The organism is Lysobacter enzymogenes (assembly GCF_900106525.1).
GTDB classification, from domain to species: domain Bacteria; phylum Pseudomonadota; class Gammaproteobacteria; order Xanthomonadales; family Xanthomonadaceae; genus Lysobacter; species Lysobacter enzymogenes.
Genome location: NZ_FNOG01000004.1, coordinates 374,180 through 385,311 on the forward strand (window position 1 = coordinate 374,180; position 11,132 = coordinate 385,311).

Annotated in this window: 9 protein-coding genes and 1 tRNA gene; 5 read left to right on the forward strand and 5 right to left on the reverse strand. The window is 69.3% G+C overall.

Features of this window, described 5'->3' with window-relative positions; genetic code table 11:
• Positions 1–44 precede the first annotated feature (44 nt).
• A complete protein-coding gene (hisS, locus tag BLU84_RS12525) occupies positions 45–1,433 on the reverse strand; it encodes a histidine--tRNA ligase (protein ID WP_074867305.1) in 1,389 nt (462 codons plus the stop codon).
• A 340-nt stretch (positions 1,434–1,773) separates the two neighbouring features.
• On the opposite strand from hisS, the gene BLU84_RS12530 reads away from it, so the two are divergent.
• Positions 1,774–1,850: transfer RNA gene (locus BLU84_RS12530), tRNA-Pro, on the forward strand.
• Between the two features lie 206 nt (positions 1,851–2,056).
• On the forward strand, positions 2,057–2,569 hold the full coding sequence (locus BLU84_RS12535) for a DUF4019 domain-containing protein (RefSeq protein ID WP_170849155.1): 513 nt from the start codon (positions 2,057–2,059) through the stop codon (positions 2,567–2,569).
• A gap of 139 nt (positions 2,570–2,708) precedes the next feature.
• On the opposite strand, the gene BLU84_RS12540 is transcribed toward BLU84_RS12535, so the two are convergent.
• Positions 2,709–5,006, reverse strand: a complete 2,298-nt coding sequence (locus BLU84_RS12540) for an FdhF/YdeP family oxidoreductase (protein ID WP_074867309.1) — start codon at positions 5,004–5,006, stop codon at positions 2,709–2,711.
• Between the two features lie 76 nt (positions 5,007–5,082).
• Positions 5,083–6,066 (reverse strand): Dyp-type peroxidase, encoded by a 984-nt coding sequence (locus BLU84_RS12545; protein WP_074867311.1) that lies wholly within the window; start codon positions 6,064–6,066, stop codon positions 5,083–5,085.
• Positions 6,067–6,279: 213 nt separating this feature from the next.
• Between BLU84_RS12545 and BLU84_RS12550 the strand changes: the two genes are divergently transcribed.
• Positions 6,280–6,474, forward strand: coding sequence for a hypothetical protein (locus BLU84_RS12550; protein WP_074867313.1), 195 nt, complete (start codon positions 6,280–6,282; stop codon positions 6,472–6,474).
• A gap of 291 nt (positions 6,475–6,765) precedes the next feature.
• Here the strand turns inward: BLU84_RS12550 and BLU84_RS12555 are convergent, their stop codons facing one another.
• Together BLU84_RS12555 and BLU84_RS12560 are read right to left on the reverse strand one after the other, a co-directional pair.
• Positions 6,766–7,455 carry a polysaccharide deacetylase family protein gene (locus BLU84_RS12555; RefSeq protein ID WP_074867315.1) on the reverse strand — a complete coding sequence of 230 codons (690 nt, stop codon included), beginning with the start codon at positions 7,453–7,455 and terminating at the stop codon, positions 6,766–6,768.
• A 7-nt stretch (positions 7,456–7,462) separates the two neighbouring features.
• Positions 7,463–8,683, reverse strand: coding sequence for a glycosyltransferase family 2 protein (locus tag BLU84_RS12560; protein WP_170849156.1), 1,221 nt, complete (start codon positions 8,681–8,683; stop codon positions 7,463–7,465).
• A 439-nt stretch (positions 8,684–9,122) separates the two neighbouring features.
• Between BLU84_RS12560 and BLU84_RS12565 the strand changes: the two genes are divergently transcribed.
• Together BLU84_RS12565 and BLU84_RS12570 are read left to right on the forward strand one after the other, a co-directional pair.
• The gene (locus tag BLU84_RS12565) at positions 9,123–9,806 is read left to right on the forward strand and encodes an SAM-dependent methyltransferase (protein WP_074867319.1); all 684 of its coding nucleotides are present in this window, start codon (positions 9,123–9,125) and stop codon (positions 9,804–9,806) included.
• 10 nt (positions 9,807–9,816) lie between these two features.
• Complete coding sequence (locus BLU84_RS12570) at positions 9,817–11,130, forward strand: MFS transporter (RefSeq protein ID WP_074867321.1); 1,314 nt, start codon at positions 9,817–9,819, stop codon at positions 11,128–11,130.
• Positions 11,131–11,132 lie beyond the last annotated feature (2 nt).

Here is an 11,132-nt window from a genome sequence, read left to right on the forward strand (position 1 = left end):
GCGACGAACGCGCGCGCGGCCGCTGCGATGGGCGCGCCGCAAGGTCACTTCATGACCCGCGACTGTTCCAGTTCGACCCGCAAGGTGCGCGCGAGCTCGCTGCGCGCGACCTCGAACTGGTCCTCGCGGCGCAGGTCCTTGACCGTGGCGCTGCCCTTGGCGATTTCGTCCTCGCCCAGCACCACCACGAAGCGGATGCCGGCGCGGTCGGCGTACTTGAACTGCTTGCCGAGCTTGGACGCTTCCATCACCACTTCGGTATTGAGCCCGGCCGCGCGCAGCTCGCTGGCCAGCGCCAGGCACTGCGGCAGGTGCGCATCGTCCATCTGGGTGATCAGCACCTGCACGCTGCTGTCGGCGGTGCTGACCAACCGAGCTTCCTGTAGTTGCCAGAACAACCGCGTCAGACCGATCGAGATGCCTACGCCCGGCAGTTTGGACTTGGTGTAGTGGCTGGCCAGGTCTTCGTAACGCCCGCCCGAGCAGATCGAACCCAACTGCGGGTAATCGTTGAGCGTGGTCTCGTAGACCGTGCCGGTGTAGTAGTCCAGGCCGCGGGCGATGGAGAAGTTCAGTGCGTAGTTGGCCTCCGGCACGCCCAGCGCGCGGATCAGCTCGAGCACTTCGCGCAGCTCGGCCACGCCCTGGCGCAGCGAGTCGTTGCCCTCGCCCAGCGCGTCCAGCTTGGCCAGCGCATCGGCGTGCGAGTTGGAACGCACCGCGACGAAATCGAGGATCCGGTCCACCGCGTCGCTGGGCAGGCCGAAATTCGCCCCGATCAGCACATCGCGCACGTAATCGGCGCCGCGCTTGTCGAGCTTGTCGACCTCGCGCAGTACCAGCGCCTGCAGCTCGCCGTCGGCCACGCCCTGGGCTTCGAAGAAGCCGCGCAGCAGCTTGCGGTTGTTGAGCTGGATGGTGAATGCGCCGATGTCGAGCTCGGAGAACACCGCGTAGATGCAGGCCGGCAGCTCGGCGTCGTAGCGCACGCTGAGGCTGTCCTTGCCGATCACGTCGATATCGCACTGGTAGAACTCGCGGTAGCGGCCGCGCTGGTGACGCTCGCCGCGGTAGACGCGCTGCATCTGATAGCGGCGGAACGGGAACGCCAGTTCGGCCTCGTGCTCGGCCACGTAGCGCGCCAGCGGCACGGTCAGGTCGAAGCGCAGCGCCAGTTCCGGCGTGGCGCGGCCGTCGCCTTCCTGTGCGTTGTTGGCGCGCGCGCCAGTCGACTCGACGAAATACACCTGACGCTCGGTCTCGCCGCCGGACTTGGTCAGCAACACCTCGGTCAGCTCCATCACCGGCGTTTCCACCGGCAGGAAGCCGAAGCGTTCGAAATTGCGGCGGATCGTGTCGAGCATGCGCTGGAACGCGATCTGGTCACGGGGCAGCAGCTCCATGACCCCGGGCGGGGTGCGAGGCTTGATCAAGACAGACTCCGAAATCACTGCAAAAGGCGCGAAAGGGCGGGCCCGGAACGGGTGCGGCGGGCGTCCCCGAGGGGATGCGCCGCGGGCGCCGCCGGCATGCCGCTTAGTTTAGCGATTGCGCGGCCCCGGGACCGCACTCGCGCGCGCATCCCCGTCCAGCGCCGCCGGACGGCGCCCGCGCTGGAATTTGCCGGACTTTGCCGATAATGGCTGGGGCGCAGCCCCGCGCCACGCGGGTTTCCGGCCATCCGGGACGGGCGGCGCAACCGGAATGAAATTTTTCTGTCGTCCCCTATTGCGCCCCCCGGTCAGCATCGCTAGAATTTGCGGCTCACGAAGTCGGGGTGTAGCTCAGTCTGGTAGAGCGCTACGTTCGGGACGTAGAGGTCGCAGGTTCGAATCCTGTCTCCCCGACCAATCATCGTGCGATAAAAGCCGGCCCAGTGCCGGCTTTTTCGTTTGCGCGACAAACTCGCGAACGCATCGCCCACGCTGCTGCAAGCGCGACTGCGCCCCTCCCCGCCTGGATCGACGCAGTTTGCGCCCACGCCAAGAAGGGCCGCCGCCGCCTCGCCCCATCGCAGCCTGCGACTATGATGGCCCCGTCGACACGGGGGCGAGACATGAAAACAACGGCCTGCAATCGGTTCGCGCGAACCGCGGCGGTGTCGATGGCGGCTGCGATGCTGGCCGGGACGCTGTGTGCATGCAAAGTACAAGTCGGCCCCTCGCAGAAGAAGCAGGCGCAAGCCGTAAACACCGGCACCGAAGCCGAGCAGCTGCAATTGCTGCGCGCGGCCGAAGCCGTGGCGAAAGATCTCGACGCCGGCCGCTATACCGCGGCATGGGCCAAGGCTAGTCCGAGGCTGTCCAAGCAGGCGTCCCAGGAGGAGTTCGGGAACACCGCCGCGCGGATGAGGAGCGTCGCGGGCACGCCTGGAGAGCGCAAAGTCGCCGGCTTCGGGTTCGAGAACGAGATCGACGGCATCGCCGGGCGTTTCGGCACGATCGCGATCACGACCGAATTCTCCCGAATCAAGACCGGGCAGGAGAAGTTCGTCTTCGAGCACGTCGACGGCAAGTGGAAGCTGGCGGGCTACTTCGTGTCGGCGAAGGTCAAGTTCCAGTCCGATTGAGCCAGCGGCCGCCGAATCAGCACCACGCCAGCGCGAGCGCTCGCGCGAACGTTCGCCCCACTGCGCCGTCGTCGCGCCGCGACATGGCCCGGCCGCGTTTGCGGCCACGGCGCACCCATGCGCGGCAACGGCCGGCGCGCTAGCGCGCGCGCCGGATCGAAACCGGAATCGATTTGTACGCCGGGGTTCCGCTGCGCTCGTCGTACTGGTCCAAGGCCAGCAACCCGTTGGCTTCCGGGTAATACGCAGCGACCGAACCGGGCGCGATCTCGTAAGCCACCACGGTCTGCCCGCGCAGCGCACGCGGCGGTGCGCCTGCGTGCGCCGCCACCGTCTCGACATCGACCAAGTCGCCGTGCGCCAGCCCTAACCGCTGCAAATCGCGCGGGTTCACGAACACCACGTCGCGCCGCCCGGCGATGCCGCGGTAGCGGTCGTCGAGGCCGTAGATCGTGGTGTTGTACTGATCGTGGCTGCGGATCGTCGCCAGGCGCAGCGCGTCGGCGCCGCCGGCGCGCGGGTCTTCCTCGACCCCGGCGCAGAGCAGGAAGTTGGCCTTGCCCGAGGCGGTGCGCCATTCGCGCCGCGAGGCCGGCACGTCCAGGCGGAAACCGCCGGGCACCGCGATGCGCTCATTGAAACGATGGAAGTCGGGAAACACCGCTTCGATCTTGTCGCGGATCAGCGCGTAGTCGGCGATCAACCCGGCCCAGTCCACCTTGGTTTCAGCCAAGGTCGCCTGGGCGATGCCGGCGACGATGGCCGGTTCCGAACGCAGTTGCTCCGACGCCGGTTTCAGCGTGCCGCGCGAGGCGTGCACCATCGACATCGAATCTTCGACCGTCACCGACTGGCGGCCGCCGGCTTGCACATCCCGCTCGGTCCGGCCCAGGCACGGCAGCAGGATCGATTCGCGCGCAGTCAGCAGGTGCGAGCGGTTGAGCTTGGTCGCCACGTGCACGGCCAGTTCCAGCCCGCGCATGGCGGGGAACACGGTTTGCGGATCGGGCATGGCCACGGCGAGATTGCCGCCCAGGCAAATGATCGCCTTCGAACGCCCCGCCGCGATCGCCTGCAGCGCCTCCACCGCGTTGTGGCCCCTGGAATCCGGCGGGGCGAAGCCGAACGCGCGCTCGATCCCGTCGAGCAAGGCGCGCGAGGGAATCTCGGTGATGCCGACGGTGCGGTCGCCCTGCACGTTGGAATGGCCGCGCAAGGGGCAGATGCCCGCGCCCTCGCGGCCGATATTGCCGCGCAACAGCAACAGATTGGCCAATTGCTGGACGTTGGAGGTGCCGTGCCGGTGCTGGGTGATGCCCATGCCGTAGCAGACGATCACCCGCTTCGCCGCGGCGTAGACTTGCGCCGCCGCCTCGATATCGGCGCGGCTCAGGCCCGAATGGGCTTGGATGGTCGGCCACGCCAACGCCTCCAAGTCCGCGGCCAAGGCCTCGAAACCGGTGGTGTGTTCGGCGATGAATTCGCGGTCGAGCAAGCCTTCGCCGCCATCGGCGATGGCCGCCGCGTCGGCGGCCAGCAACGCCTTCATCATGCCCTTGAGTACCGCCACATCGCCGCCGACCTTGACCTGGTAATAGGTCGTGGCGATGGGCGTCGCGCTCAATGTCAGCATTTCCACCGGGTCCTGCGGCGCGGCGAAGCGCTCCAGTCCGCGTTCCTTGAGCGGGTTGAACACGACGATGGGCACGCCGCGGCGCGAGGCTTCGCGCAACGTCGACAGCATGCGCGGGTGGTTGGTGCCGGGGTTGTGGCCGATGGAGAAGATCGCGTCGCAGTGGTCGAAATCCTCCAGCGTCACCGTGCCCTTGCCGACGCCGATCGACTGCGGCAGGCCGACGCTGGTGGCCTCGTGGCACATGTTGGAGCAGTCGGGGAAATTGTTGCTGCCGTACTCGCGCACGAACAGCTGGTACAAGAACGCCGCTTCGTTGGAGGTGCGCCCGGAGGTGTAGAACTCCACCGTGGCGGGATCCTCGTAGCCGCGCAACAGCGCACCGATGCGGGCGAAGGCCTCGTCCCAGGAAATCGGCAGATAGCGGTCGCTGGCGCGGTCGTACGCCATCGGATGGGTCAGCCGCCCGGCGTCTTCCAAGGCGTGATCGGACCATTCCCACAACTGCGCGAGCGTGTGCTCGGCGAAGAACTCCGGCGCCGCGCGCTTGCTGGTCGCCTCCCAGGTCACCGCCTTGGCGCCGTTCTCGCAGAACTCGAACGAAGAGGTGTGCTTGGGATCGGGCCAGGCGCAGCCGGGACAATCGAAGCCCCAGGGCTGGTTGACCCGCATCAGCGTGCGCACGTCCTCGGCGATCGCCATCTGTCCCTTGAGCGCGCGCGCCACCGCGCCCAACGCGCCCCAACCGCCCGCCGAACCCTCGTAGGTTTTGACTCCGGGCACTTCGTCGTCGTGCTTGGCCATGACAGCGTCCTCCGCCGCGCTCGCGGCATGATCGCGTGAAGCGCGCGCGCCGCGACCGCGGCGTACGCGCCGAACCCTATGAAACCGCGGGCGCGGCGGCGGCGGCCGTCGCGGCCTGTTCGTCTTCGTCTTCGTCCTCCACGTCCGCCAGGAACGTCGCCGACGGCGCGAAGAACAGCGAGCCGGTGACCGCGCGGCTGAAGTCGAGCAGGCGGTCGTAATTGCCCGGCGGGTCGCCGAGGAACATGTTTTCCAGCATCCGCTCGATCCGCCGCGGCGAGCGCGCGTAGCCGATGAAGTAGGTGCCGAACTCGCTCTTGCTGGCATCGCCGAACGGCATGTTGTCGCGCACGATGCTGAGCTCCTCGCCGTTCTCCTCGATCACGGTCAGCACGTTGTGCGCGTAGGACGGCTTGGCCGCGTCGTCGAGCTCGACGTTGGACAGCTTGTGCCGGCCGACGATGCGCTCCTGCTGCTCGACCGGCAGCGATTCCCAGCCTTTGAGGTCGTGCAGGTATTTCTGCACGATCACGTAGCTGCCGCCGGCGAAGCCGGAATCTTCGGCGCCGACGATGGCCGAGTCGATCGCTTCCTGGTCGACCGGGTTCTCGGTGCCGTCGACGAAGCCGAGCAGGTCGCGCTGGTCGAAGTAGCGAAAACCGTGCACTTCCTCGGCCGTGGCTACCGCCTCGCCGAGGCGGGCGAGGATCTGCTGGGTCAGCTCGAAGCACAGGTCCATGCGCTCGGCGCGGATGTGGAACAGCAGATCGCCCGGGGTGGACACCGCGCGATGGCGGCCTTCGATGGCGCGGAACGGATGCAGCTCGGCCGGCGCGGGCGCGCCGAACAGGCGCGACCAGGCCTGGTCGCCGAACGCCAGGATGCACGACAGCCGCCCGTCGAGATCGCGGAAACCGACCGAACGCAGCAGGCCGGCCAGGTCCGCGCACAACGCGCGCACGGCGCGCCGATGTTGCGGCTCCGGCCGCAGGGTCACCACGAGAAACACGGCCGAACGGGTCAGGCCGGCAACGATGGGTTGGGCGACGACGGATGCCACGGACTACCTCGCGATGATTCGGGTTCGATGAATGCGGGACGCAGGCTGCGGAAAACGCCGCATACGCGAGCGCGCCGCTGCCTCGTGCAGGCCGCGATGATAGCGCCGCCGACGGTGAAAACCGCGCGCAAGGGCGCCCGGCCGCGGCGCGGGTTTGAGCCGCGCGCCCACACGATGCTAGATTCGCCGGGTACCTCAAGACGGACAGTACGCATGCGCAGGCAAGCCGATCTTCCTGAATCCGACGACGCGGCCGCTGCGGCCGACGCGGCGCCGGCGTGGCCGCGCGAGCCTTTAAGCCCGCAGCGCCTGCGCGACGCCGAGGTCGCTCAGGCCCAGGCCACGCTCAAACGCGAGCTGGTGCGGGTGTATGCGCTGTCGTGCGGGGCCAGCCGGCCCAAGGGCTGAACCGATATGGCCGCGCGCAGGGATCGCGCGGATTTGCCTGCACTCTTGCCGCCGTTGGCGTTTACCGCCGCGTCTGCGTGAATCTGCCAGACGGGTTAAGACGAGCAGCGGTGATTTCGCAGCATTGAGCTAGCGGTGCCGGCCTATGCGATGTCGCGGTCGCGGCTTGCGCCGCTCCTACAGGTAGCGACCGAAGTTTGCGATCTGCCTGTAGGAGCGGCGCGAGCCGCGACCGCGACATCGCATAGGCCAGCGCCACTCGACTCGCGCGCGACTCGCCCGCCCCCTGCCTCACCCCAGCTCCCCCTGCGCCTCGCGCTCGCGCAACAAATCGCCGACCCGCACGAAGCCATAACCCTGCGCGCGCAGCGCCGGCACCAGCTCGCGCACGATCTCGACGATGCGCGACCGCGCCCGGCCGTGGTCGTCGTCGCCGTCGTGCAGCAGCACGATCGCACCGGGATGGGTTTGCGCCAGCACAGCGCCGGCCACGCAGTCGACGTGGCCGGGCGCGTCGGGTTCGAGCCAGTCGCACGGATCGATCGACCAGCCGGCGACGGTGTAGCCGTGCCGCGCCAGCAGGTCGACCTGATCGGCGCGGATCTCGCCGAAGGCCGGACGGAACAGCCGCGCCGACAGCGCGTCGGCGCCGGCGCGGCGCAGTTCGGCCGCGGCCGGAGCCACTTCGGCGTGCAGCAGGGTTTCGGCGTCGAGGCCGCGGGCGTCGACGTGGCTCATCGAATGATTGGCCAGTTCGTGGCCGTCGGCGAGCATGCGCGCGCTCAGCCACGGCGAGGCGCGCAGCAGGCGACCGATGCAGAAGAAGGTCGCGGCCACTTCCAGTTCGCGCAGCGCGGTCAGCAGCGCCGGCGTCGCCTGGCCGGGGCCGTCGTCGAAACTCAGCGCGAGCGCGCGTCGGCGCGGCAGGCCGCGGCCGAGGTAGGCGCGCGGACGCTGGGCCAGGAAGGCGTGATAGTCCATGCGCGCCTCAGCGGGTCATCCAGCTTTTGCGGCCGCCGCGCAACTCGTCGAGCAGGCCGATCAGATTGGCCGGCAGCAACAGCACGTCGATGACGGTGTTGTAGACCGAGACCAGCAGCAGATCCAGCGGCCCCAGTTGCAGCCGTTCGCGCGCGTGCAGCACCGAGACGAAATTGAGCGCGGCCATCAGCAGCCAGTTCAGTGCCGCCACCGCCAGCAGCGCGTGGCTGCGGTACAGCAGCGCGCCGGCCGCGGCCAGCAGCAGGGTCGGCACCAGCGCCGACTGCGCCCACAGCAGCCACCACGGCAGCATCTTCATCGTCCGCGGCCAGGAGATGCGCCAGGCCACGCGGAACGATTCCAGGCGCCCGCGCGCCCAGCGCCGGCGTTGGCGGAACAGGCCGCCCAAGGTGGTCGGGCAGATCGTGTAGGCCACCGCGTCGGGCGCGTAGGCGATCGAATAGCCGTGGGCTAGCGCGCGCCAGGTCCAGGCGATGTCCTCGACCAGCCACTCGCCCCAGCCGCCGAGTTCGCGGATCACGTCGGTGCGGTGCAGCGAGAACGCGCCGGCGACCACGTTGACCGAGCCGAGCTTGCTCTGCACGTAGCGGATCGCCGCCAGCGCGCCGATGTGTTCGTAGAACTGCAACCGGTGCAGCCAGGATTGGTTGCGCCCGGCCGGCACGATCAACCCGCAGGCGGCGGCGTGGCGCGGCGAGGAATACAGCGCTTCGACCGCGCTGCGCAGCGCGCCGGGCAGGATCACCGTGTCGCTGTCGATCACCGTGACCACTTCCGAATCCGGCGACAACTGCGGCAGCGCCGCGTCCAAAGCCAAACCTTTGGCGCCGCCGTTGCGTTCGCGCGCGATCAGTTGGTAGCGCTTGCCGCGCGCTTGCCGCAGCCAGTCGGCGACCGCGGCGGCGGTGGCGTTGGTCGAACCGTCGTCGACCAGCAGCACTTCCACCGGCCCGGGATAGTCGTTGCCTTCGATCGATTCCAGCGTGTCCAGCAGCGAGCCTTCGGGCTCGTTGTAGAACGGCACCAGGATCGACACGAACGGATAGCGCGCCAGCACGCGCGACGGCGGCCGGCGCACACCGCGCCAGCACCCCCAGCCGATCAGGAACAGCAGGCAGGCGAGCAGGATCAGAGTGGAAAAGCCGACCACGCCGGTCAGCAGCAACTGACTGAAGACGAGCCGATCGAAACCGAACTGGTTGAGCATGGGGCGGCGCATCCGGCGGACGCGGGCACGACGGCGCTGCGCGGATTCGCGCATGCGCTGCGGGCTCGCAGGGTCTGATTGGCAGACCGGACGCGTCGATACGGACGGCCGCGATGCGGCGCCCGCACGCCTGGTGCTGAAGCTTGCGGATTGGAGCGGACGGAACGATTGCTTGGGGGGAACGCTGGCCGAAGCTGGTGCGGAAGGAAGCTCGCATCGGCTGCCGCGAAAGCGCAGTGCCCGATAGAAGAATTCCGACGCCGTCCGCGCGGCGCGAGCGCAGTGCATCGCCGCGCTTTCGCAACGAAGAATGAAAGCAGCGCACGATTTAATCTGTGACGGCGCCGTGCAGTTCCGCGAACGCCGCGCTGCGCCGCTCGACACGTGTTCGCGCATGAGCGAAGAATCGACGCGCCCCGTCCGCGTCCGAGCCGCTGTCATGAATCCGACTTTTTCCGCGTCCGCCGTTCCCGCCTTCCAGCCGCGCTTCGACATCGGCGCCGACCGCATCGATTGTGGGCGCGAGCCGCACGTCGACACCCACCAGGGCGCCGACGAACGCGCGAGCTGGCCGCTGCTGGACTATTCGAACTGCGAGCCGACCGAAGATCAGGCGGCGATCAACCGCTGGCTGCGCAGCGCCGCGCTCGACGGCCTGGACGTGCTGCACGTGGGCACCGGCAATTCCTCGGTGGCGCGCCTGCTCGACGGTCGCGCGCGGGTGGTGTCGGTCACCGTCGCCCGCGGCGAGTTCGAGCACGCCCAGTCGCTGGGCCTGCGCGACTATCGCGTGCACCTGCTCAACAAGCACAGCCGCGATTTCGCCGAACGCTTCGCCGCGGCCGGCTTCGACTGCGTGCTCGACAACAACCTGGCCAGCTTCGCCTGCTGCCAGCGCCATCTGGAGCGCTATTTCGACGCGCTGGCGCGGCTGCTCAAGCCCGGCGGCTTCGTCCTGACCCACTGGCTGGGCATGCAATGGACCCTGGATGTGGGCGTGGACGATGTCGAAACCGTCTGGCGCCTGGACGCGGCCAAGCTCGAAGCCATCGCCGCCGCGTTCGGCTTCCAGGTCGAACGCGAGGGCGAACTGTTCTTCCTGCGCCGCCCGGCGCGGACCTGAGCGCGTCCGCATGAGCGCGCGCCGCAGCGCGGCCGCGCGGCTGCTGCGGATCGGCCGGCGCGACCGGCGTCCGGCCTGGCTGCTGCTCGACAATCTGATCACTACCTTCGGCGCCGCGTTCACCCTGATCGCGCTGCCGTTCCTGGTCATGCGCCTGAGCGGCCGCGCGCTCGACCTGGGCGCGGTCGCGGCGATCGAGGCGCTGCCGAGCCTGGTCTTGCTGTTCGCGTTCCGCGGCGCGCTCGATCGCTTCGATCCGGCGCGCCTGCTGTGGTGGTGCCGCGCGGCGTACGTGGCGATCAACCTCACCCTGGCCGCAGCGACCTGGTTCGACGCGATGAGCCTGGAACTGATCTATGCGCTGGCGCTGATCGGCGGCATCGTCTGGGCGGTGGCGTATCCGGCGGGGCGCGCCTGCTTCGGCCTGTACCTGCGCCGCGGCCTGCTGGCACCGGCCAATGCGGTGTTCGCGCTGGCCTCCAGCGTGGCGACGATGGCGATGCCGATGCTGGCCGGCGGCCTGATCCTGTCCTCGTCCGGCCCGCACGCGCTGGCCGCGGCGTTCGCGGTCGATGCGCTATGCGTGGCGGCCTCGCTGCCGCTGATCGCGGCGCTGCGCCGGCGCGGGCCGGCGCGCGGGCGCGAGGCCGTCGACGCGGAAGCCGGCGCCGCAACGACGAACGCTGCGACCGTCAACGCGCCCGCCATCGCGCGCAGCTATTACCTCTACCTGCTCGCCAGCAGCCTGCTCGCGTTCGGCCCGGTGCAGATCCTGCTGCCGGTGCTGCTGGTGCAGCGCCACGATCCGCGCTATCTGGCGGTCTACGCCGCGCAGTTCCTCGGCGTGTCGCTGGCCGCAGCGCTCGCGGCGCGGCGCCCGCCCGAGCGCATGGAACGGATCTTGTACGGGGTGGCCGGTTGCTGGCTCGCGGCCGCCCTCGCCTACGTCTTGCTCGGCTGGGGCGCGGCGGCATGGCCGTTGGGCGCGACGGTGCTGGCGTTCGGTTTGCTCGCCGCAGCAAGCAACCACTACGGCATCCGCTCGCTGTCGTGGCTGCAGCGCAGAGCCGATCCGCGCCGGATGGGGCGCGAGATGACCTGGTTCTCGGCCGCGACCATGGGCGCGATGCCGCTGGCGGCGCTGGCGACCGGCTGGCTGATCGAAACCCGCGGCCTGGCCGGCGCGAGCCTGACTCTGGCGGCCGCGCTGGCCGCATGCGCACTGGCCGGCGCGATGCACCTGCATCTGCGCGCGACCGTCGCGCGGGCGGCCAGCCCACGCGACGGCGCGGCGTCGCCGGCCGCGTTCGCGGCCGACGACTGAAG

Coding starts and splice junctions, on each gene's coding strand:
- BLU84_RS12555 (WP_074867315.1), bottom strand. CDS start 7,455: ATGGACTATCACGCCTTCCTGGCCCAGCGTCCGCGCGCCTACCTCGGC.
- BLU84_RS12560 (WP_170849156.1), bottom strand. CDS start 8,683: ATGCTCAACCAGTTCGGTTTCGATCGGCTCGTCTTCAGTCAGTTGCTG.
- BLU84_RS12570 (WP_074867321.1), top strand. CDS start 9,817: ATGAGCGCGCGCCGCAGCGCGGCCGCGCGGCTGCTGCGGATCGGCCGG.
- BLU84_RS12550 (WP_074867313.1), top strand. CDS start 6,280: ATGCGCAGGCAAGCCGATCTTCCTGAATCCGACGACGCGGCCGCTGCG.
- BLU84_RS12540 (WP_074867309.1), bottom strand. CDS start 5,006: ATGGCCAAGCACGACGACGAAGTGCCCGGAGTCAAAACCTACGAGGGT.
- BLU84_RS12565 (WP_074867319.1), top strand. CDS start 9,123: ATGAATCCGACTTTTTCCGCGTCCGCCGTTCCCGCCTTCCAGCCGCGC.
- BLU84_RS12535 (WP_170849155.1), top strand. CDS start 2,057: ATGAAAACAACGGCCTGCAATCGGTTCGCGCGAACCGCGGCGGTGTCG.